22 protein-coding genes are annotated in these 20,139 nt (G+C 69.0%); 8 read left to right on the plus strand and 14 right to left on the minus strand.

The window, feature by feature from the left end; all coding sequences use genetic code 11:
- Positions 1-1,006 (plus strand): serine hydrolase domain-containing protein (locus H3O04_RS18055; RefSeq protein WP_202588177.1); only part of this gene is annotated, 1,006 nt, incomplete at its 5' end.
- A gap of 80 nt (positions 1,007-1,086) precedes the next feature.
- Here the strand turns inward: H3O04_RS18055 and H3O04_RS18060 are convergent.
- The 6 genes from H3O04_RS18060 to H3O04_RS18085 form a co-directional block, all read right to left on the minus strand.
- A complete protein-coding gene (locus tag H3O04_RS18060) occupies positions 1,087-1,710 on the minus strand; it encodes a glutathione S-transferase family protein (RefSeq protein ID WP_027811269.1) in 624 nt (207 codons plus the stop codon).
- 72 nt (positions 1,711-1,782) lie between these two features.
- Positions 1,783-3,282, minus strand: a complete 1,500-nt coding sequence (locus H3O04_RS18065; RefSeq protein ID WP_202588178.1) for a TIGR01777 family oxidoreductase — start codon at positions 3,280-3,282, stop codon at positions 1,783-1,785.
- A complete protein-coding gene (locus tag H3O04_RS18070; RefSeq protein ID WP_202588179.1) occupies positions 3,279-4,148 on the minus strand; it encodes a thiol-disulfide oxidoreductase DCC family protein in 870 nt (289 codons plus the stop codon). The genes H3O04_RS18065 and H3O04_RS18070 overlap by 4 nt, the downstream gene beginning before the upstream one ends.
- 90 nt (positions 4,149-4,238) lie before the next feature.
- Positions 4,239-4,709 carry a DUF2269 family protein gene (locus H3O04_RS18075; protein WP_011548970.1) on the minus strand — a complete coding sequence of 157 codons (471 nt, stop codon included), beginning with the start codon at positions 4,707-4,709 and terminating at the stop codon, positions 4,239-4,241.
- Positions 4,706-6,028 (minus strand): SDR family oxidoreductase, encoded by a 1,323-nt coding sequence (locus H3O04_RS18080; protein WP_034175107.1) that lies wholly within the window; start codon positions 6,026-6,028, stop codon positions 4,706-4,708. The genes H3O04_RS18075 and H3O04_RS18080 overlap by 4 nt, the downstream gene beginning before the upstream one ends.
- 88 nt (positions 6,029-6,116) lie before the next feature.
- Positions 6,117-6,650: a GbsR/MarR family transcriptional regulator gene (locus tag H3O04_RS18085; protein WP_006480371.1), complete on the minus strand. Its 534-nt coding sequence runs from the start codon at positions 6,648-6,650 to the stop codon at positions 6,117-6,119.
- A 160-nt stretch (positions 6,651-6,810) separates the two neighbouring features.
- On the opposite strand from H3O04_RS18085, the gene fabV reads away from it, so the two are divergent.
- Positions 6,811-8,013, plus strand: coding sequence for an enoyl-ACP reductase FabV (gene fabV / locus H3O04_RS18090; protein ID WP_202588180.1), 1,203 nt, complete (start codon positions 6,811-6,813; stop codon positions 8,011-8,013).
- Between the two features lie 58 nt (positions 8,014-8,071).
- Here fabV and H3O04_RS18095 read toward each other — a convergent pair whose 3' ends face one another.
- On the minus strand, positions 8,072-8,776 hold the full coding sequence (locus H3O04_RS18095) for an SDR family oxidoreductase (RefSeq protein ID WP_069231735.1): 705 nt from the start codon (positions 8,774-8,776) through the stop codon (positions 8,072-8,074).
- A 341-nt stretch (positions 8,777-9,117) separates the two neighbouring features.
- Here H3O04_RS18095 and H3O04_RS18100 point away from each other — a divergent pair, with 341 nt between their 5' ends.
- Complete coding sequence (locus H3O04_RS18100; RefSeq protein WP_124698911.1) at positions 9,118-9,705, plus strand: TetR/AcrR family transcriptional regulator; 588 nt, start codon at positions 9,118-9,120, stop codon at positions 9,703-9,705.
- Positions 9,706-9,747: 42 nt separating this feature from the next.
- Here the strand turns inward: H3O04_RS18100 and H3O04_RS18105 are convergent, their stop codons facing one another.
- Together H3O04_RS18105 and H3O04_RS18110 are read right to left on the minus strand one after the other, a co-directional pair.
- A complete protein-coding gene (locus H3O04_RS18105; RefSeq protein ID WP_202588181.1) occupies positions 9,748-10,326 on the minus strand; it encodes a hypothetical protein in 579 nt (192 codons plus the stop codon).
- Positions 10,327-10,351: 25 nt separating this feature from the next.
- Positions 10,352-10,882, minus strand: a complete 531-nt coding sequence (locus H3O04_RS18110; protein WP_202588182.1) for a GNAT family N-acetyltransferase — start codon at positions 10,880-10,882, stop codon at positions 10,352-10,354.
- Positions 10,883-11,085: 203 nt separating this feature from the next.
- On the opposite strand from H3O04_RS18110, the gene H3O04_RS18115 reads away from it, so the two are divergent.
- The 3 genes from H3O04_RS18115 to H3O04_RS18125 all read left to right on the plus strand — a co-directional run bounded on the left by H3O04_RS18115 (position 11,086) and on the right by H3O04_RS18125 (position 12,503).
- On the plus strand, positions 11,086-11,451 hold the full coding sequence (locus H3O04_RS18115) for an ArsR/SmtB family transcription factor (RefSeq protein WP_023477752.1): 366 nt from the start codon (positions 11,086-11,088) through the stop codon (positions 11,449-11,451).
- Positions 11,423-11,908, plus strand: coding sequence for an SRPBCC family protein (locus H3O04_RS18120; RefSeq protein WP_053525729.1), 486 nt, complete (start codon positions 11,423-11,425; stop codon positions 11,906-11,908). The genes H3O04_RS18115 and H3O04_RS18120 overlap by 29 nt, the downstream gene beginning before the upstream one ends.
- A 118-nt stretch (positions 11,909-12,026) precedes the next feature.
- Positions 12,027-12,503: an SRPBCC family protein gene (locus tag H3O04_RS18125; protein ID WP_034175105.1), complete on the plus strand. Its 477-nt coding sequence runs from the start codon at positions 12,027-12,029 to the stop codon at positions 12,501-12,503.
- Between the two features lie 15 nt (positions 12,504-12,518).
- On the opposite strand, the gene H3O04_RS18130 is transcribed toward H3O04_RS18125, so the two are convergent.
- The 4 genes from H3O04_RS18130 to H3O04_RS18145 all read right to left on the minus strand — a co-directional run bounded on the left by H3O04_RS18130 (position 12,519) and on the right by H3O04_RS18145 (position 17,302).
- Positions 12,519-13,634: an amidohydrolase family protein gene (locus H3O04_RS18130; RefSeq protein WP_202588183.1), complete on the minus strand. Its 1,116-nt coding sequence runs from the start codon at positions 13,632-13,634 to the stop codon at positions 12,519-12,521.
- Between the two features lies 1 nt (position 13,635).
- Positions 13,636-14,943, minus strand: coding sequence for an MFS transporter (locus H3O04_RS18135; protein WP_006480362.1), 1,308 nt, complete (start codon positions 14,941-14,943; stop codon positions 13,636-13,638).
- Between the two features lie 83 nt (positions 14,944-15,026).
- Positions 15,027-16,319: a CaiB/BaiF CoA transferase family protein gene (locus H3O04_RS18140; protein WP_202588184.1), complete on the minus strand. Its 1,293-nt coding sequence runs from the start codon at positions 16,317-16,319 to the stop codon at positions 15,027-15,029.
- A complete protein-coding gene (locus H3O04_RS18145) occupies positions 16,316-17,302 on the minus strand; it encodes a hydroxymethylglutaryl-CoA lyase (RefSeq protein WP_200160512.1) in 987 nt (328 codons plus the stop codon). Before H3O04_RS18145 ends, H3O04_RS18140 begins: the two co-directional genes overlap by 4 nt.
- A 172-nt stretch (positions 17,303-17,474) precedes the next feature.
- Here H3O04_RS18145 and H3O04_RS18150 point away from each other — a divergent pair, with 172 nt between their 5' ends.
- The gene (locus H3O04_RS18150; protein WP_202588185.1) at positions 17,475-18,293 is read left to right on the plus strand and encodes an IclR family transcriptional regulator domain-containing protein; all 819 of its coding nucleotides are present in this window, start codon (positions 17,475-17,477) and stop codon (positions 18,291-18,293) included.
- 145 nt (positions 18,294-18,438) lie between these two features.
- Entirely contained in the window at positions 18,439-19,077 is a 639-nt protein-coding gene (locus H3O04_RS18155) for a 2-hydroxychromene-2-carboxylate isomerase (RefSeq protein WP_202588186.1), read from the plus strand.
- A 29-nt stretch (positions 19,078-19,106) separates the two neighbouring features.
- Here the strand turns inward: H3O04_RS18155 and H3O04_RS18160 are convergent, their stop codons facing one another.
- The gene (locus H3O04_RS18160; RefSeq protein ID WP_124548646.1) at positions 19,107-20,090 is read right to left on the minus strand and encodes a LysR family transcriptional regulator; all 984 of its coding nucleotides are present in this window, start codon (positions 20,088-20,090) and stop codon (positions 19,107-19,109) included.
- Positions 20,091-20,139: the final 49 nt, after the last annotated feature.

Below are 20,139 nucleotides of genomic sequence, written 5' to 3' on the forward strand. Positions count from 1 at the left end.
GGCCACGCCGCCCGCCGGCATCGACGCGCACCAGTTGCAGGCCGCGCTCGATCGCGCATTCGACGAACCCGATCCGGCGCGGCCGCGGCGCACGCGCGCGGTCGTCGTGATGTGGCGCGGCCACGTGATCGCCGAACGCTATGCGCCCGGCTTCACGGCCGATACGCCGCTGCCTGGCTGGTCGATGACGAAGACCGTCACGGCCGCGCTGGTCGGCGCGCTGGTCGCGCAGCACAAGCTGTCGCCGGACGCGTCGGCGCTGCTGCCCGAATGGCGCGGCAGCGGCGATCCGCGCGCGGCCATCACGCTCGACGAGCTGCTGCGGATGACGAGCGGCCTGCAGTTCAACGAGGACTACGACGACCCGCTGTCCGACGTCGCGGTGATGCTGTTCATGCAGCCCGATACCGCGCGGTTCGCGTCGGCGAAGCCGCTGGCCGCGACGCCCGGCACGCGGTGGTCGTACTCGAGCGGCACGAGTGCGATCGTGGCACGCGTGATGCGCGAAGCGCTGGGCGGCAGCGACGCGGACTATCTTGCGTTTCCGCGCCGCGCGTTGTTCGCGCCGCTCGGGATGCGCAGCGCGGTGTTCGAACCCGACGCGTCCGGCACGCTCGTCAGCGCGTCGTACATGTATGCGAGCGCACGCGACTGGGCGCGCTTCGGACAGCTTCTGCTGCAGGACGGCGTATGGAACGGGCAGCGGCTGCTGCCGGAAGGCTGGGTGCGCTACCTGACGCGCGCGACGCCGCAGTCGTCGCGGCAGGAATTCGGCGCGCAGCTGTGGGTCAAGGTGCCGGAGCCGTTCAACGATCGCGAGCCGCACGCGCGGACGATGCCGGCCGACGCGTTTCATGCGGTCGGCCATGAAGGCCAGTTCGTGAGCGTGGTGCCGAGCCGCGAGCTGGTGGTCGTGCGGCTCGGGCTGTCGCGGCCGGAAGCCGCGTGGAATCACGAGGCGTTTCTCGCCCGCGTGCTCGATGCGGTGCCGGCGCCCGGTGCGTGACGACGGAAGGCGCGCCGGTGAATCGATCGTGAAGCGGCGGCGATTGCACTACCGCCGCTTCAAGCGCGGCCTGCGCTGCGTTACGGATTCGCGCTGCCGCCGTATTGCCTGAAACCTTCGCGCGTCGCGAGACGTTCGACATAGCGCGACACCGCCGGCAGGTCCGGATGCTCGAACGGCGTGCCGAACCAGCGGTTCGCCGACAGGCCGATCGGAATATCCGCGAGCGTGAAGGTGTTGCCGGCCACGTACGCGCCGGTCCTTTCGAGTTGCGCATTCAGCACGCGCATGTGCGTCGTCCAGCCGGCGATCGACTGCGCAATGCCGTTCGGATCCTGGTGGTCGGGCGACTTGCGCACGAGGCCGAGGAAGGCGCCGACCCACGAGCGGTTCAGGTCCGAACCCTGCCAGTCGATCCACTGGTCGACCCGCGCACGCGCCTGCGGCTCGGCCGGATACAGCGCATCGCCGCCGTAGCGGTTCGCGAGGTAACGGATGATCGTGTTCGATTCCCAGAGCACGAAATCGTCGTCCTTGATGACGGGCACGAGCGCGTTCGGATTCAGCGCGAGATAGGCCGGATCGTGGGTCGTGCGGAAGCCCGCGCCCCAGTCTTCCTGTTCGAACGGCAGGTTCAGTTCGGTGCACAGCCACAGCACCTTGCGGACGTTGATGGACGGAATCTTGCCGAGGACGTGCAGCATGCAGTCTCCTTGTGAGGTCGGGTGCGGCGTGTTCGGGGCGCACGGCACGCTCCGAACGCGTTCACGCCGAATTTATACACGACCGCGCGGGAAACGGCAGGCCGCGGGCGCGAAATCGGTGTGCGGCCGGTTCGTCAGGTCACGCAGCGCGTGCTCGGCCGTCGGGAAGCGGAACATGAACCCGTCCTGATGCAGGCGTGCCGGCATCACGCGCTGCCCGTCCAGCAGCAGCTCGGCCATCTCGCCCATCGCGGCGCGCAGCGGCGCGGCGGGCATGTGCAGAAATGCGGGGCGGCGCAGCACCTTCGTCACGACCTGCACGAATGCGCGCTGGGTCAGCGGCACCGGTGCGACCGCGTTGTAGACGCCGTGCATGCCCGGATTCGACATCGCGCGCGCCACGATTCGCAGCACGTCGTCGCGGTGAATCCAGCTCATCACCTGCGCACCGTCGCCGAAGCAGCCGCCCAGCCCGAAGTAATGCGGCAGCAGCATCGGGCGCAACGCGCCGCCGGGGCCGAACACGATGCCCAGCCGCAGCACCACCGCGCGCACGCCGTGCCGCTCGAGCGGCTGGGCGGCCGCCTCCCACCGCCGGCACAGATCCGACATGAAACCGGTGCCTGCGCTGCTGCCTTCGTCGAGCCGTTCGTCGCCCGGCCGCACGCCGTAGTAGCCGATCGCGGACGCCTGGATCCACGTGCGCGGCTTGACCTCGGCGGTTTCCACCCAGCGCATCAGCGCCTGCGTCACGCCGACGCGGCTGGCGAGCAGCAGCGCCTGCCGGCGCTTGCTCCAGCGCGCGCCCAGCACCGGCGCGCCGGCGAGATTGACGACCGTGTCGAAGCGCTCGTGCGGCTGCAACTGGTCGATGGACGTCACGCTGCGCACGCGGCCTTGAAAGAGGTAGGCGGCGCGCAGCGGATCGCGCGCCAGCAACGTGACCGTCTGCCCTGCGTCGAGCAACTGGTTGACGAGCGTTTCGCCGATGAAGCCGGTGCCGCCGGTGACGAGCACGTGGCCGGGCCGCTGCCCCGCGAACGGGTTGGTGTCCGGCGCGCGGCGCGCGAGGCGGCACGCGGCGATCCCGTCGCGCACGCCCGATACCGTCACGCCGACGGCAAACAGGTTGAGCAGCCAGCCGCGCCAGCCGACGTCGATCGCGTGCAGCGCCGTCGGCTCGGCCGCCCACGCGGCGAGTTGCATCGCGATCATCCCGAACAGCGCGCCGCCGTTGACGGCCAGCAGCGTGTGCAGCACGCGCTCGGTCGCCGGCAGCTTGCGGCTCTGGTCCTCGACGATGAAATCCCACAACGTCAGCACCACCTCGACGAACACGACCGCCGCGAGGGCCGCGACCCACGCGCCATGAAATGCGACGTTCGCGATCGACGCGAACACGAGGCCGTAGAGCACGGACCGTACCGCGTGAATCGCCAGTTCGAGCCGCGCGCGCGGGCTGTGCGGCAGGTCCTGCGTGAGTTCGTGATGGTAGAGCGTATCGAATGCGCCCATCGCGCCCTGCACGATCAGCAGGTTGAGCGCCCAGTCGAAAGCAGGCAACGTGTTCATGCGGTATCCCTCCTCCACAGCCAGACCAGCGGCGGCACCATCGCGACGAGCGCGACGACGTCGATCACTACATGGCCCCACACCTGCGCCTGCCACGACAACAGCATGTCCTGCGGCGCCCAGATCAACAGGCCGGCCAGCAGCCAGCCCCATACTTCCCGTTTCCGTAACCGGTTGCCGAGATGAACGAGCGCGAGCATCCAGATCGCGGCGCACTGCACCGTCGCGCCGAGCAGCGACATCCACCAGACCTGCTGGGCGCGCGCGGCTCCGGGTGCCGCTGCCGACCAGAAATGCCGCTCGATGCCGCGGTGATACGCGTCGAGCCAGGATGCGCCCGCGATCCACGGAAGCACCACGCCGACGAGCAGATGCACGATTGCGGCTGCGTACATCCAGCGCACGACGATGCGGCGCGGGATGTCTTGTGGCGGGCGATTCGCTGCTGCGCTTTCGGCGTTCCTGCCGATGCTGCACGTACCGCCTTCGCAGCAGGCTTCTGCGCGATACCCGAGCCACCGCGATACCGCTTGCCGATTGCCTGCCAGGCGGCGATACAGCGATGCGAATACGGCACGCATCGCCGGCACGCGAAGCAGCCGGACGAGCCCGCGACGGCCGAGTAGCGTGTGAGCAGCGAGGATGCTGTCGATGCCGGTCAGCATGCGTCCGTCGGGTAGACGCGCATGCAGTTCGCGATTCAGCGCGGTCAGGTCGACGCCCAGCGGCGCCGGATCGAAACCCGGCTCGGCGATGTCGACGAACGCGAGCCGGTGTCGCACGTCGTGTTCGCCGAAACGCCGGATTTCCGCGACGCATAACGGACATCGCCCATCGAAATACAGCACCAATTCATTTGTATTCATGCTTTGCATTCCTTCTTGTTTTCGCAAGCATCATGAACCGATCGACTGCTGTCCCGCGTACGCCGCCGCTCCCGTGCGACGACGACCGGCTTACATCGGCTTGACCACCATCAGGAAATAGACGGTCAGCATCGCGAAGAACGCCGGATAACCGAGCAGCTCCCAGCGCTTCGCGTAGCGCCAGTAGCGCGCTGGCAATGCGGCATCGCCGTTCGCGTGCGCAAGCTTCGCCATCGATGCAAGTTCGAGTTGCAGCCAGACGACCGGCAGCCAGCACGCACCGGCGACCGCGTACAGCACGATCGACGCGAGCAGCCACGGCGTATGCCACGGCCAGCCCGCCGTGTGCGCGAGCCACAGCCCGGACGCCGGCTGGAAGATCACGGCCGGCGTCGTGAACCACCAGTCCGCGCGCACCACGAGCCGCGACACGGCCGCGATCGCGGGCACCGACCGCGTGCGGTTCGCGAAGAACAGGTAGAACGCGGTGCCGAACCCCGTGCCGACCAGCAGCACCGAGGACAGGATGTGAAGGGCCTTGATGACGAGATAGGTGTTCATGCGTGTTCTTCTTCTGAATGGAGGATCAACAGGATGGCGAGAATCGGCACGTTCTTGAGCACGGGGCCGAAGGGTTCGGCCAGCAGGCCCGGCATCGTGACCGCGATGACCGCCGAGTACGCGACGATCAGCGCCGCCTGCGCGGCCCACAGGCGCCGCGACGGCGCGACGACGGTCGCGATGCCGAACGCGAAATCGACCGCGCTGGCCGCGTAGAGCGCGATCAGCGCGGGCATGCCCGTCAGGTGCGCGGGCGCAAGCAGCGCGAGGCTCGCGTGCAGCGGATGGATGAATGCACTGGCGATGGCCGTCCAGATCCACACGATCGCGAGCGCGCCCAACAGCAACGGGCGCCGCCACATCGCGAGCGCGTCGCGGCGCAGCGCGGCGGCTTCCGCACCGATGAAGCTGCCGATGCCGCGCGGCGGCCGACCCAGCACGGCCGCGGCGGCCGCCGGATCGCCGGTGTTGCCGCCGCGCAGCATCGTCCAGGTGTCGCGTGTCAGCATCGCTCCCGGCAGCGTGCCGAGCAGCGCGGCCGCCGCGCCGACCAGCGGGCCCGGCAGCGACACGCGGGCCGCCGGCGGAAATCCGAGCGCGGCGCGGTAGGCGGCCAGCATCTCGCGGTATTCGACTTCGTCGCGGCCGACCACGTCGATCACGCGGCGAGCCCGCGCCGACGGCGAATCGCTCGGCTGCATCACGAGCCGCGCGACGACTTCGGCGAGATCGTCGACATGCACCGGGCGCAGCCGCTGATGCCCGCCGGCCGGCAGCACGTGCACGGGCAGGCTCGCGAGCATCCGGAAAAACCGCGCGGACGCGCCGGCCGCCCCGTAGACGAGCGCGGGGCGCACGATGCGGAAGTCGATCGGCAGTGTCTGCAGGAAGCGGTCGGCCGCCCGCTTGCTCGCGAAGTACCGCGTGTCGCCATGCTCGACGCCGAGCGCCGAGATCTGGATCACGCGCCGCACGCCGGCACGGCAGCACGCGGTAAAGAGCGCGCACGGCGCGGCGCGATGCACGGCGTCGAGCGTCGCGCCGCGTCGATCGGCCAGCACGCCGACCGCGTTGATCACCACGTCGACACCCTTCAGCCGCGCGAGCCACGCGTGCGGATCGACGTCGCACGCGAAGTCGATCGCGACGTCGTGCGGGCCGGCCGCGTGACGCACGCCGCGCAGCACGCGATGCCCGCCGGCTTCGAGCTGCGCGCACAGCGCCCGCCCGATGAAGCCGTTCGCGCCGCAGACGAGCACGGTCATGCCGTGTGCGCCGGTGCGCTCGGGCGGGCAGGACGACGGCAAGACTGCGTTCATTTTCACTCTCTATTTACAGTCATTTCTGTATAGACAGAAATAACAACCCCGAAAAAAGCGGGCTAGCTGCCCGCTCTCCCGTTACCGCTTACTTCGACGGCTTGCGCCTGACCGTCTGGCTGATCTTCGCGCCGATGCCGAGCGCCTTCATCAGCGTATCGGGCTTGAGCCGCAGCATCTCGTCCGACCAGGTCGTCAGCGTCTCGACGAACTGCAGCGTGTCGCGGATGCGCTGTTCGGTCTCGCGGCTCTCGTTCGCGATCTCCGGATTCGTCAGGCAATCGCGCAGCACCGTGAGCGTCGGCTCGATCTCGCGCTGCCGCCGCCCTTCGACGATCAGCTTGAACAGTTCCCAGATGTCGGTCGACGTCTCGAAGTGGTCGCGGCGGTCGCCCAGCACGTGCACGACCTTCGCGAGCCGCCACGCCTGCAACTCCTTCAGGCTCGTGCTGACGTTGGAGCGCGCGACGTTGAGCGTCTCGGCGATCTCGTCGGCCGCAACCGGCCGGCCGGCCAGGTAGAGCAACGCGTGAATCTGCGAGACGGTGCGGTTGACGCCCCACCGCGAGCCCATTTCGCCCCAGTGGAGAATGAATCGTTCGGCAATCGGTGTGAGTTCCATGGTGGGGAATTTAGTTTTTTCAGTTATTTCTGTCAAGAGAGAAATAACCGGGCAATCCGGCACCTTCCGGGCGCGTCCGCCCGCGATCGGCTGCTTCCTTTACAATGCGCGGGATTTTTCCGATTTCAGGCCGTCCCCGCCTTTCAGACAAGAGGTTTCCATGATCATCAAACCGCGCGTGCGTGGCTTCATCTGCGTGACGACTCATCCGGTCGGCTGCGAAGCCAACGTCAAGGAACAGATCGACTACGTGACTTCGCACGGCCCGATCGCCAATGGCCCGAAAAAGGTGCTCGTGATCGGCGCGTCGACCGGCTACGGCCTCGCCGCCCGGATCTCGGCCGCATTCGGCTCGGGCGCGGACACGCTCGGCGTGTTCTTCGAGCGTGCCGGCAGCGAGACGAAGCCGGGCACGGCCGGCTGGTACAACAGCGCCGCGTTCGAGAAATTCGCCGCGGAAAAGGGGCTGTATGCGCGCAGCATCAACGGCGACGCCTTCTCCGACAAGGTCAAGCAGGTCACGATCGACACCATCAAGCAGGATCTCGGCAAGGTCGATCTGGTCGTCTACAGCCTCGCCGCACCGCGCCGCACGCATCCGAAGACCGGCGAAACCATCAGCTCGACGCTCAAGCCGGTCGGCAAGGCCGTCACGTTCCGCGGCCTCGACACCGACAAGGAAGTGATCCGCGAAGTGTCGCTCGAACCGGCGACGCAGGAAGAGATCGACGGCACCGTCGCGGTGATGGGCGGCGAGGACTGGCAGATGTGGATCGACGCGCTCGATGAAGCCGGCGTGCTGGCCGACGGCGCGAAGACCACCGCGTTCACGTACCTCGGCGAGCAGGTCACGCACGACATCTACTGGAACGGCTCGATCGGCGAAGCGAAGAAGGATCTCGACAAGAAGGTGCTGTCGATCCGCGAGAAGCTGGCCGCGCACGGCGGCGATGCGCGCGTGTCGGTGCTGAAGGCCGTCGTCACGCAGGCCAGCTCGGCGATCCCGATGATGCCGCTGTACCTGTCGCTGCTGTTCAAGGTGATGAAGGAAACCGGCACGCACGAAGGCTGCATCGAGCAGGTGTACGGGCTCCTGAAGGACAGCCTGTACGGCGCGACGCCGCACGTCGACGAAGAAGGCCGCCTGCGCGCGGACTACAAGGAACTCGATCCGCAGGTGCAGGACAAGGTCGTCGCGATGTGGGACAAGGTGACGAACGAGAACCTGTACGAGATGACCGACTTCGCGGGCTACAAGACCGAATTCCTGCGCCTGTTCGGCTTCGAGATCGCCGGCGTCGACTACGACGCGGACGTGAACCCGGACGTGAAGATCCCGGGCATCATCGACACGACGGTCTGACGGGCCGCTCCGCCGCCGCGCTCACGGCGCGGGCGGCGGGTTCGCACGACCGGTGGCGTCAACGCGGCGCCGGCTCTTCCAGATAGACGCCCGACGACAGCGTGGCCTTCACCTGCCGCGTGAACTCGTCGGTCGACACTTCCTCCGCCCCTGCTTCGATGGCGTCGTACGCCTGGCGCACGACGTCGGCCGGCGTGGCCTTCGGCACGTCGAGGCCGGCCGTCAGGTCGGTATCGATGAAACCGGCATGCAGCCCGACGACCTGCGTGTGCTGCTCGCGCAGCGAATGGCGCAGCCCGTTGGTCAGCGCCCATGCGGCCGATTTCGATACGCCGTAGCCCGACAGGATCGGCCGGTTCACCCAGCTCGCGACCGACAGGATGTTCAGGATCGCGCCGCCGCCGTGGGCCGCGAGGGTGCCCGCGAATGCGCGCGACATCGCCAGCATCCCGAACACGTTGGTCTCCAGGTGAGCGCGCAATGCGTCGGGCGCGCCCTCGTCGGTCAGGCTGCCGAGCCGCGCGATGCCGGCATTGTTGATCAGCAGCGTGACGTCGCGCGCCGCATCGGCCGCCGCGGCGACCGCCGCCGGATCGGTCACGTCGAGCTTCACGGGCACGACGCCCGGCAGCGTCACGCTGGCCGGATCGCGCGCGCCCGCATAGACCTTGCGCGCGCCCCGTTCGAGCGCCTGCTTCGCGAACTCGAGGCCAAGCCCGCGGTTCGCGCCCGTGATGAAAACGACTGCACCTTCGATCTTCATGATCCTTCCTTTCGGAGATTGAATCCCGCGCGTGCCGGTTCGCCGCACGCCCGGAATCCGGTGAAAAAACACGCTGCCATCGCGTACCGAACCGTTGCACCATCGGTGCCGCAAGTCGGGCCGTCCCGCCGCCCGCGCCTCGCCGCACCCCAGACCCTGACCGACTTCGATCCCTGCCGCGCCGGTTGCTTCGCTTCGTCCGCGAAGTCGGCTACACTCGAATCTCGATGTCGATCACCCTCGTCTTTGCGATGCATGGTGCCAGCGTGACTTCGGCACGTCAATGGTGATCGCCATTGTGTTTTTCAATCGACGCAATTACAGGAATGAGGGAGGGATCGATGGGCGTCTCGAGACAACAGGCGGCGGAAAACCGCCACGCGATCGTCGCGGCCGCCGAGCGGCTGTTCCGGCTGCGCGGCGTCGACGCCGTCGGGCTGACGGAATTGATGAAGGAAGCCGGCTTCACGCAGGGCGGCTTCTACAACCATTTCAAGTCGAAGGACGCGCTGGTCGCCGAAGTGATGGACAAGGCGATGCAGGATCGCGCGGATTCGCCGAACGCCGGCAGCGTCGCGAAACAGGTAACGGCGTACCTGTCGGGCGCGCATCGCGACAACGTCGAGGGCGGCTGTCCGCTGTCGGGCTTCGCGGGCGATGCACCGCGGCTGACCGATGCGGCGCGCGCCTGCTACACGCGCGGCGTCGCCGCGTATCTCGAGCGACTGGAACGCATGGTGGCCACGGAAGGCTCGGCCGCGGCCGACGCGCGCGACGACGCGATCGCCGTTCTCAGCCAGATGGTCGGCGCGCTGGTGCTGTCACGCGCTGTCGCCGGCACCGATCCCGCGTTGGCCGACGAGATTCTCGATGCGGCGCGCCGCGCGCTCGTCGGGCAGCCGGACGATCCAGCCGCCGTGCCGGCATAGCGGCTCATCGCCATTCGCGCGCGACCGCGTCGCCATCGCGCGCTACCGGACTGCCCGCGCGGCATCCCACAGCGGCTGCGCACCGCGCGCCGCATTCCACGCGGCAAACTGCGTGCGCCACGATTCGAACGGCTGCGCGAGCGGATGGCGCGGATCGTCGCTGAGCGCATACGCCATCCCTTCGATCAGCCAGCGCGGCTTCGTCACGACGGCGAGGTTGCCGAGCACTTCCGCCTGCCGGTGATGGATCAGCTCGTGCGCGAGAAAGTAGGTCTGCCAGCCGCGCGGCGCGATCACCACGCCGAAATCGCCGAGCGTCAGCCCCGCGCGTGCGCCGAGGCCGAACGCATCGGCACACGCGCGCGTCGAGCAGAACACGACGCGCGGCGCGGCCCGGAACGGGCCGACGGCCGCCGCCGCGCGCGCGGAGCCGTCGCGATAGAGCTGCTGCGCCGCGCCGAGCTTCGCGGCATCGTCCGTGCAGATGTCGGCGCTCGGGCACGACACGCCGGGGATCAGCGCGGGCGCGACGACGCGCAACGGCTTGACGAGCGCATACGCGGCAATCGGCAGCGCGGCGAGCAGGCCCGTGAGGGCGAAAGCGACGTGGGAGCGTTTCATCGAGGCGGCGGTTCGACGGATGCCATTACGCGAGCTGCTTGTGGAAATACGTCGTCGCGCACAGCGCGCCGTCGGGCATCAGCGCATAGTTCGGCACGACGCCGACGCGCTGCCAGCCGGCCCGCTCGTACAGCCGCTCGGCGTCGCCGCCCGTCACCGTGTCGAGCACGAGCACGGTCTTGCCGGCGTCGCGCGCGGCCGCTTCGGCGGCCGCCATCAGCCGCGCGGCGATGCCCTGCCGGCGCGCGTACCGCGACACGAGCATCTTCGCGATGTCCGCGCGATGCGGCTGGTTCTCGGGCTGCGCGGTCACGACCTGCACGGTGCCGACGATCCGGCCCGACGCATCCTCGGCGACGAGCAGGATGCGTTCGTCGTTCTGGACGCCCTCGGCCACGCGCGTCCAGAACGCGACGGCGGTCGGCCGCGCGATCGGCAACATGAAGCTGACGGATGCGCCGCCCTCGACGCAATCGATCAGCACGTCGGCCAGCGCGTCGACACAAGCCATCGCTTCGCTCGCGCCGACGCGGCGCACGGTAACAGGTTCGGTCATGCCTTCTCCGGTAGTCAGGTGGGCCGCACGCGCGGGTTCGGCATAGGGCGGAATCGGAAACGATACCGGCCGGGCGTCGAGGCGAGTTCGACGGCGGCGGGCGTCCGGCAACGCGGCGTCCGGTCGGCGCGTGTTACCGCCCCACTATCGTACGTGACGAAAATGTTCGCTGCATGCCTGCAACATCGCCTACACTTAGCCGAATGGATAACTTTCAATCCTGCATCAGCGACGTGTTCCATGCGCTCGCCGATCCGACGCGCTGCGCGATCGTCAGCGCGCTCGGCCAGGGCGAGCGGACCGTCTCCGCGCTGGCCGCGCCGTTCGACATGGCGCTGCCGTCGTTCATGAAGCACGTCGCGGTGCTCGAGCGCAGCGGCCTCGTCGCGACCCGGAAAACCGGCCGCTCGCGCACCTGCGCGCTGGTCGGCAGCCGGCTGACCGAGGCCGAGGCATGGCTCGCCGCGCAGCGCGCGCAGTGGGAAGCGCGATCCGATCGTCTCGTCGAATTCGTCGAACGCCGTCACCAGGAGGAGCACGATGTCAGCCAGCCACGTCGAACCCGCTGAAGCCCACGATCTCGTCATCACGCGCACGTTGCGCGCCCCGCGCCAGGCGCTCTGGCGCGCCTGGACCGACCCCGCGCTACTGAAGGAATGGTGGTGCCCGAAACCATGGACCACCGAGGTGCGCGCGTTCGACCTGCGGCCGGGCGGCGCTTTCCACACGTTCATGCGCGGCCCCGACGGCGGCACGAGCGACAACCCCGGCTGCTTCCTCGAGATCGTGCCGGAATCGCGCATCGCGTTCACGTCGATGCTCGCGGGCGGCTGGCGGCCGCAGACCCCGTGGCTGGGCTTCACCGCGATCATCACGATGGCCGACGACGACGCGGGCAGCCGCTACGAAGCGCGCGTGATGCATCCCGACGCCGCGACGCGCGAGCGCCACGAAGCGCTCGGCTTTTTCGAGGGCTGGAACACCTGCATCACGCAGCTCGACGACTTCGCCGCCGCGCTGCGCTAACGCCGCCTCGCGTGCGGTCATTGCATGCCGCCGCGCCCGCGCCTAGGATTCCTGAAGGAAGCATGACGACACGCCGGGCGCCGGCGTGCACCGTCTCGCACGCTTCGCGGGAGGCGACATGTTGCACACGCACACGCATTCGACCCGGGTCAGCCGGCACCTGAACGCGCCGCGCGGGCGCGTCTATCGCGCGCTGCTCGACCCGCACGCGGTCGAGCAATGGAAGGTGCCCGACGGCATGACCTGCCGCGTGCACGCGTACGACACGCGCGAAGGCGGCGCGCTGCGCGTGTCGCTGAGCTACGACGCGCCGTCGGCCGGCACCGGCAAGACCACCGCGCGCACCGACACCTATCACGGCCGCTTCGTCACGCTCGTGCCCGATCAGCAGATCGTCGAGATCGATGTATTCGAAACCGACGACCCGATGCTGCGCGGCGCGATGACGATCACGATCACGCTGTCCGACGAAGCGGGCGGCACGCGCGTGGACGCCGTGCACGACGGCGTGCCGCCCGGCGTGCCGGCCGCCGACAACGAGAGCGGCTGGGAGATGGCGCTGGCGCGGCTTGCGGCGCTGGTGGAAGCCGGGTGACGCCGCGCCCGCGCGTCAGCCGAGCCGGTACGCGTGCGTGACCGTGCCGCGGAACAGCGCGTCGCGCTCGTCCGCGCTGGCTTGCACCGTCAGCCGCTTGAACGCATTCCAGCCGTTCACGAACGAATACGAGCCCTTGTCGACCGGGAAATTGCTCTCGAACATGCAGCGCCCGGGGCCGAACGCATCGATGCAGGTCATCATCCACGGCTTCCACGCGTCGGCGAGTTGCGCCGAGGACGGCGGCTTCGCGCCTTTCTCGAAATCGAACCCGTTGATCCGCATCCCGAGGCCGCCGACCTTCACGTACACGTTCGGCAATTGCGCGAGCGTGCGCATCGATGCCGACCAGCGCTCGAACACCTCCGGCCGCTTGTCCGCATAGCTGCCGATCCGCACGACGCCGCCGCAATGGTTGACGATGATCCGCGTCTCCGGGTTCGCTTTCGCGAGATCGAACAATTCGGGCAACTGCGGGAAGAACAGCCACGCGTCGTACGACAGCCCGAGCGACGCAAGTTGCGCGACGCCGGCCCGGTACGCGGGATCGAGCAGCAGCCCGCGCGGCACCGCCGACAGCGGATTGGCGAGCGTCGGATCGGCATCCCACGTGCTCAGGTGCCGCACGCCGCGAAACCTCCCGCGCCCCGCTTCGACATGCGCTTCCAGCACGTCGCGCACGCGTTCGCCGAGCCGCAGGTCCGCGTGGCCGACGATGCCTTTCGCGACAGCCACGGGGCCGTGCTGAAGCGGCTCGGTCACGCCGGCGACGTAAGCCGTCTCGCCCACCGGCTTCAGTTCGGCCGGGCCCGAATCGCGATAACGCGTCTGCGCCTGCATGTAGACGGACGCCTGGATGTTGTGGCCCGAGCGCGCGTCCTGCAGATAGTCGTCGAGCATGTAGATCCAGCCCGGCCGTTCGTAGAAGTGATGATGCGCGTCGACGATCGGCAGGTCGGGCTCGAGCGCGGGTTCGAGCGCCGACGCGAGCCAGTCGGGACGAACCGTGAGGTAGTTGCTTTGCGTCATGCGGGGAACTCCATCGTTGGCTGCCGTCTCGGCGAACGCGGGCAGCGCGAGCGAGGCGGCGGCCGCACCGATCAACCGGCGCCGTTTGATCGAAAAGGTCATGTCATTCACTCCGGTCGAACGCGTACAGCGACAGCGTGAGCAGCGTGGTGACCGCCAGCACGATCGCGAGCCCGAGCATCCCGGCCGTGAAGGTGCCGAAGCTGTCCTTCAGGTAGCCGACGAGATAGGGGCCCGCGAAGCCGCCAAGCGCGCCGATCGAATTGATCAGCGCCAGCCCGCCGGCCGCGGCCTGGCCGGACAGGAAGCGCGACGGCAGCGTATAGAAGATCGTGCGGCCGGCAATCGTGCCGATCAGCGCGAGCGTGATGCCGACGAGCGCCGGCCCGAGCGTCAGGAAATGGGTCGACACGCCGAGCGCCACCGCGCCGATGCACAAGCCGATCGCCAGGTTCGCGACCGGGCCGCCGCGACGGTCCACCCGTTTCGCCCACCACAGCAGCGCGATCGTGGCGAAGAAGTACGGCACCGCGGAGAGCCAGCCGGTCTGCATCGTCGACATCCCGTGCGCCTTCAGCATTTGCGGCAACCAGATGCCGATGCCGTACGAACCCATCGTGAAGCCGAACGAGATCAGCGCCAGCACGTACACGCGCACGTCGCGCAGCGCGACGCCGAAGCGCTTCTTGCGGCCGGCGGCCGCGCCGTCGCGCTCGAACGCGCGCTGCAGCGCGGCCCGCTCGTCGTCCGACAGCCACGCGGCATTCGCCGGCGAATCCGACAGCAGCTTCAGCACGAGGAAGCCGAGCGCGCACGCGGGCAGCCCTTCGACGATGAACATCCACTTCCAGCCGGCGAGCCCGAACGTGCCGTCGAGCTGCAGCAGCCACGTCGACAGCGGGCCGCCGACCAGCGACGACAGCGGCGTCGACACGGTGAACCACGCGAGCACACGCGTGCGGTAGCTCGCCGGAAACCACACCGCGAGGAAGAAGATCACGCCGGGAAAGAACCCGGCCTCGCCGATGCCGAGCAGCAGCCGGATCGCGTAGAAGCTGGTCGGCCCGGTCGCGAGCGCGGTCGCGGCCGCCATCAGCCCCCACGTGATCATGATGCGGGCGAGCCAGCGGCGCGCGCCGAAGCGGTACAGCGCGAGATTGCTCGGCACTTCGAACACGCAGTAGCCGGCGAACATGATCCCCGCGCCCCAGCCGAACTGCGTCGCGGTCAGCCCGAGATCGCGGTTCATCGTGAGCGCCGCGAAGCCGACGCTCGTGCGATCCAGGTAGTTGAAGAAATACGCGAGCGCGAGCAGCGGGATGAAGCGCCACGCGGCCTTGCGCACGGCCCGTTGCTCGATCGACGTGTCGGTCTCGCGATCGGCGGGCAGCGCCGGGGAAGCGGATGTCATGGTTGTCTCCGTGGATGCGGCGATCCTCTGCCGCGCGGTGCGCGGCCCGGACGCCTTTGTTCGTTCGATGAATCGCGGCTGCGCTACGCGCTCGCCACTTCGTTCGCCGACGGCGCGCCGCCCGGCGCGTCGCCGTGCGCGGCGACGTCCGCGCCGTACCGCCCCGCGACGACGCCCGCCTCGATCAGCGCGCGCGCGTCGTCCGGCGTGTAGCCGAGTTCGGCGAGCAGCGCGCACGTGTCCTGGCCGAGCGCGGGTGGCGCCGAGCGCAGCCGCAGGCGTTCGCCCGCGAGCGTCAGCGGCAGCAGCGCGGTGCGCGTGTCGACCGGCCGCCCGGCGCTGCTCGCGTCGGCCGGCAGCGTCACGGCTTCGAGGCCGCCCGTGGCGAGCAGATGCGGATCGTCGAACAGGTCCTGCGGCTTCGTGATCGGCGCATACGGCAGGCCGGTCGATTCGAAGATCGCGCCGATCTCCGCGGCCGAGTACGGCGCAAGCCGCGCACGCAACTCCGGCAGCAGCCATTCGCGCGCCTGCACGCGCAGGTTGTTGGTCGCGAGCCGCGGATCGTCCTTCAGCGCGGCCAGGCCGAACGCGTCGCAGAACAGCGCCCACTGCGTGTCCGACACGACCGCGAGAAAAATCTGTTCGTCGTCCTTGACGGAGAACACGTCGTAGACGGCCCACGCGGAAATCCGGCTCGGCATCGGCGACGCGGCCTGCCCCGTCACCGCGAACTGCATCATGTGCTGCGCGACGAGGAACACGTTGTTCTCGAACAGCGAACTCTGCACCTGCTGGCCGCGGCCGGTACGCTCGCGCTGCGCGAGCGCGGCCATCGCGCCGATCGCGCCGAACATGCCGCCCATGATGTCGTTGACGCTCGCGCCCGCACGCAGCGGCCGCCCTTCGGGGCCCGTCATGTAGGCCAGCCCCCCCATCATCTGCACGACCTCGTCGAGCGCGGTGCGATGCTCGTACGGCCCCGGCAGGAAGCCCTTGTGCGACACGTAGACGAGGCGCGGATTCAGCGCGTCCAGTTGCGGGTAACCGAGCCCGAGCCGGTCCATCGTGCCGCTCTTGAAGTTCTCGCTGAAGACGTCCGCCGTCGCGACGAGCCGCCGCACGATCTCCAGCCCGCGCGGGTCCTTCACGTCGACCGCGACGCTCTTCTTGTTGCGGTTGAACATCCCGAAGAAGCCCGCGCCGGAACCGCGCAGCGCGCGTGTGCTGTCGCCCGCGATCGGTTCGATCTTGATCACTTCCGCGCCGAGATCCGCGAGCAGCATCCCGCACGTCGGGCCCATCACCATGTGCGTCATCTCGATCACGCGCACGCCCGCGTACGGCAGCGCGGCAGCCTGTTGTCGATCGTTCATCGTGCGACTCCCGTCACGCATCCTTCCGGTTGCGCGGCCGACGGCGCGCGGCCATCCGCATAGCGGAAGCCCTTCGGCAACCCTGCGTCCGGCACGTGGCCGTACAGCGCCTCGGACGGCAGCGCCGCATGCAGGATCGCGCGCGCGGCGAGCAGTGCGTCGACGTCGATGCCCGTGTCGTACCCCATCGCCTCGAGCAGGAACACGAGATCCTCGGTGACGATGTTGCCGGTCGCGCCCGGCGCATACGGGCAGCCGCCGAGGCCGCCCTGGCTCGCGTCGATCGTCGTCACGCCGACGTCGAGCGCCGCGACGACGTTCGCGAGCCCCTGCCCGCGCGTGTTGTGGAAATGCGCGCCGCCGGCCTTGTCGCCGACTTCGCGCCGCAGCCGCGTGAACAGCCGGCGCACCTGCGCGGGGTTCGCATAACCGCTGGTATCGGACAGGCCGATTTCGTCGACCCCGCATTCGGCCATCGCCACCGCCATCGCGATCGTCTCGTCATCGGAGACCGCACCCGCGATCGTGCAGCCGAATGCGACCGACACGCCCGCCTCGATCTGAACCGACGGAAACCGCGCATCGCGCAATGCGACGATCGCGCGCACCTCGTCGATCATCTGCGCGGGCGTCTTGCGGATGTTCGCCAGCGAATGCGCTTCCGTTACCGAGACCGGCAGCGTCAGCTTGTGCACGCCCGCGGCGAACGCGCCCTCGGCGCCGCGCAGGTTCGGCGCGAGCGCGGCGACGTGCAGCCCGGGAATCGCAAGCGCGTGCGCGACGACTTCGCGCACGTCGGCCATCTGCGGCAACAGCGTGGGCGGCACGAACGACCCGACCTCGATCTCGCGCAGGCCGGCCGCGGCCAGCGCGGTGATCCAGCGCAGCTTGGCGGCCGTCGGCATCACGGTCTTGATGCTCTGCAGCCCGTCGCGCGGGCCGACCTCGCTGACCAGCACCTTCGTGTTTTCTGAAACCTTCATTCGACACCTCATCGTTCTGCCTGAAAGAACATAGTTCTGTTTGACAGAACTTTAAGCGTGCATCGAATAGGCGATAAGCGGGGTATACCCGTGAAATCGCGTTTTTCTGGAACTTGCGTTCTGTCAGATAGAACGATATAGTCCACCGACCATCATTCGAAGGAAGCAGGCCGTGCCCAGGAATCCAGCAGATCACGCCGGCGACGCAGCCGATCCGGCGACGGAAGAAGCGTCCAGCGGCGTCGCGGTGCTCGACCGCGCGTTCGCGATCCTCCGTGCGTTCGGCCAGACCGACGACCGGCTGTCGCTCGCCGAGTTGTCGCGCCGCACCGGGCTGTACAAGAGCACGATCCTGCGCCTGCTCGCCGCGCTCGAGCATGGCGGATTCATGCGCAAGCTCGACGACGGCCAGTACGCGGTCGGGCACGAGCCGTTGCGGCTCGCCGCGCTGTACCAGCGTTCGTTCCGCGTCGGCCCGGTGGTCGAGCCGCTGCTCGAGACGCTGAGCCGCGAGCTCGGGGAAACGGCGTCGTTCTACGTGCGCCAGGGCGACGTGCGCTCCGTGCTGTATCGCGTCGAGCCCGCGCGGGCGGTGCGCGTGTCGATCCGCGTCGGCGAGGAGTTTCCGGTCGGCCAGGGCGCATCGGGCAAGGTGCTGCTGGCCTTCACCGACACGCACGACGCCCGCTGGAACGACGTGCGCGAACAGCTGTGGGCCGCGTCGTACGGCGAGCGCGACCCGGAAACGGCCTCGGCGTCCGTGCCCGTGTTCGGCGCGGCCGGCGAATGCGTCGGCGCGCTGACGGTGTCGGGCCCGAAATCGCGGCTCGCCGCCGTGCCGGCGATGACGGCGGCGCTCGCGATGCTGCTGCCGCTCGCGCAGAAGGCGACCGTCGCCCTCGGCGGCGCGGGTGCCCGCTACGACGCGCCGGCCGTGCGCGACAGTCTCGCGCGGCTCGCATCGTCGACGGACGACGACGCCCGGTCGTAGGACGCCGGTTGCGGGCGGCACGCGATACGGCAGCGCGAAAAGCGGCCGCATGCGACACTGGCCGCCGATGCACGCAGCGCGCCGTTTGCCGGCGACGCACCGAACGTGCAACCGTCAACCGGACCCGCCCGAGGAGACACCCGCGATGAACGCCGCGCGCACCGCCAGCTGGTATTTCGATTTCGTTTCGCCGTTCGCCTACCTGCAACAGGAGCAGTTCGACCGGTTGCCGCCCGCCGCCGCGTTCGAGCCGCGGCCGATCGTGCTCGGCGCGTTGCTCACGCACTGGGGCCAGAAAGCGCCGGCGGAAATCGCGGCCAAACGCGTGTTCACCTATCGGCATGCGCAATACCGCGCGGACAAGCTCGGCATTGCGTTCCGGATGCCGCCCGCGCATCCGTTCAATCCGATCAAGCCGCTGCGCCTCGCGATCGCGATGGGCAGCTCGCGCGACGCGATCCGGCGGATCTTCCGGCATATCTGGCGCGACGGCCAGGACGTATCGACCCCGGAAGGCTTCGCCGCGTTGTGCGAAGCGGTCGGCTTTCCGGAAGGCGTGACGGCCGTCGAAGCCCAGCCGGTGAAGGACGCGCTGCGCGCGAACACGGATCGCGCGATCGCCGAGAACGTATTCGGCGTGCCGACTTTCGCGCTCGACGGCGACCTGTTCTGGGGTGAGGACGCGACCGACATGTTCGTCGACTGCGCGACGTCGCGCGCGTGGCTCGATTCGCCCGAGGTACGCCGCATCAGTGCCCTGCCGGAAGGAATCCGGCGCGGCTGACCGCGAGCCGTCGCCCGGCACCACCCGCTTCAGCCGTCGCGCCCTTCGACGAGCGCCGGCACGGCCTCGCGCATCATCGCGGCGAACCGCACGAGCCGCGACGGATAGAACTGCGCATGCGGATAAGTGAGGTAGACCGGTAGCGGCGCGGCCTGCCACTCCGGCGCGAGGTGCACGAGATCGCCGCGCGCGAGATCGTCGGCCAGCATCCACGACGACCCGACGCACGCGCCGACGCCCAGCAGCGCCGCGCTGCGCAGCGCATACAGGTTCGCGGTCGTGATGCGCGGGCGGATCGCGATGCGCCGCGTGTCGCCGCTGGCGGCATGCGTCAGCGCGAGCTCGGTGCGGTAGTACGTGCGCAACGCGAGCCACGGCAGCGCGGCGAGCGCGTCCGGATCGGCCGGCACGTCGGCGCCGTTCAGCACGGACGGCGCGGCGACCACGAAGCGCGGCACCTTCGTCAGGCGGATCGCGACCACGCCCGGATCGGTCGGCTCGCCGACCTGGATCGCGCAATCGATGCCGCTGCCGACGAAATCGCGCACCTCGTCCTGCAGCAGCCACTCGACCGACACACGCGGGTAGTCGCGCAGGAATTGCGCGAGCGGCGCGACGAAACGCTGCTGGCCGAACGCGTGCGGCACCGCGACACGCAGCAGCCCGTCCGGCTCCTCCTGCGCGCCGCGCAAATCGGCCTCGAACGCCGCCCAGCTCGCCAGCAACTCCTTCGCCTGCTTGAAGCACCGCTCGCCGTCGACGGTCAGCCGCATCGTATGGGTCGTGCGTTGCAGCAGCCGCATGCCGAGCGAATTTTCCAGCGCCTGCAGCCGCCGGCTGATGGTCGGCTGCGTCGTATGCAGTTGCACGGCGGCCGCCGACAGGCTGCCGGCCTCGACTATGCGCACGAAGGTTTCCATCAGCTCGAAACGATAGCCGGCGCCGTCCACCGGCACCGCCTGGATGCGCCGAGACCCGCCAGCAGCAGGAGAAGGAGAGGATTTTTCGGTCATTCGTGGAGCGTATAACAAATCTGCGCGGGGTGGCACTACCGTCGCCGGC

Origin of the sequence: Burkholderia sp. KCJ3K979 (genome assembly GCF_016759955.1) — a bacterium.
GTDB classification, from domain to species: domain Bacteria; phylum Pseudomonadota; class Gammaproteobacteria; order Burkholderiales; family Burkholderiaceae; genus Burkholderia; species Burkholderia orbicola.

Coding starts and splice junctions, on each gene's coding strand:
- H3O04_RS18060 (WP_027811269.1), bottom strand. CDS start 1,710: ATGCTGCACGTCCTCGGCAAGATTCCGTCCATCAACGTCCGCAAGGTG.
- H3O04_RS18065 (WP_202588178.1), bottom strand. CDS start 3,282: ATGAACACGTTGCCTGCTTTCGACTGGGCGCTCAACCTGCTGATCGTG.
- H3O04_RS18070 (WP_202588179.1), bottom strand. CDS start 4,148: ATGAATACAAATGAATTGGTGCTGTATTTCGATGGGCGATGTCCGTTA.
- H3O04_RS18075 (WP_011548970.1), bottom strand. CDS start 4,709: ATGAACACCTATCTCGTCATCAAGGCCCTTCACATCCTGTCCTCGGTG.
- H3O04_RS18080 (WP_034175107.1), bottom strand. CDS start 6,028: ATGAACGCAGTCTTGCCGTCGTCCTGCCCGCCCGAGCGCACCGGCGCA.
- H3O04_RS18085 (WP_006480371.1), bottom strand. CDS start 6,650: ATGGAACTCACACCGATTGCCGAACGATTCATTCTCCACTGGGGCGAA.
- fabV (WP_202588180.1), top strand. CDS start 6,811: ATGATCATCAAACCGCGCGTGCGTGGCTTCATCTGCGTGACGACTCAT.
- H3O04_RS18095 (WP_069231735.1), bottom strand. CDS start 8,776: ATGAAGATCGAAGGTGCAGTCGTTTTCATCACGGGCGCGAACCGCGGG.
- H3O04_RS18100 (WP_124698911.1), top strand. CDS start 9,118: ATGGGCGTCTCGAGACAACAGGCGGCGGAAAACCGCCACGCGATCGTC.
- H3O04_RS18105 (WP_202588181.1), bottom strand. CDS start 10,326: ATGAAACGCTCCCACGTCGCTTTCGCCCTCACGGGCCTGCTCGCCGCG.
- H3O04_RS18110 (WP_202588182.1), bottom strand. CDS start 10,882: ATGACCGAACCTGTTACCGTGCGCCGCGTCGGCGCGAGCGAAGCGATG.
- H3O04_RS18115 (WP_023477752.1), top strand. CDS start 11,086: ATGGATAACTTTCAATCCTGCATCAGCGACGTGTTCCATGCGCTCGCC.
- H3O04_RS18120 (WP_053525729.1), top strand. CDS start 11,423: ATGTCAGCCAGCCACGTCGAACCCGCTGAAGCCCACGATCTCGTCATC.
- H3O04_RS18125 (WP_034175105.1), top strand. CDS start 12,027: ATGTTGCACACGCACACGCATTCGACCCGGGTCAGCCGGCACCTGAAC.
- H3O04_RS18130 (WP_202588183.1), bottom strand. CDS start 13,634: ATGACCTTTTCGATCAAACGGCGCCGGTTGATCGGTGCGGCCGCCGCC.
- H3O04_RS18135 (WP_006480362.1), bottom strand. CDS start 14,943: ATGACATCCGCTTCCCCGGCGCTGCCCGCCGATCGCGAGACCGACACG.
- H3O04_RS18140 (WP_202588184.1), bottom strand. CDS start 16,319: ATGAACGATCGACAACAGGCTGCCGCGCTGCCGTACGCGGGCGTGCGC.
- H3O04_RS18145 (WP_200160512.1), bottom strand. CDS start 17,302: ATGAAGGTTTCAGAAAACACGAAGGTGCTGGTCAGCGAGGTCGGCCCG.
- H3O04_RS18155 (WP_202588186.1), top strand. CDS start 18,439: ATGAACGCCGCGCGCACCGCCAGCTGGTATTTCGATTTCGTTTCGCCG.
- H3O04_RS18160 (WP_124548646.1), bottom strand. CDS start 20,090: ATGACCGAAAAATCCTCTCCTTCTCCTGCTGCTGGCGGGTCTCGGCGC.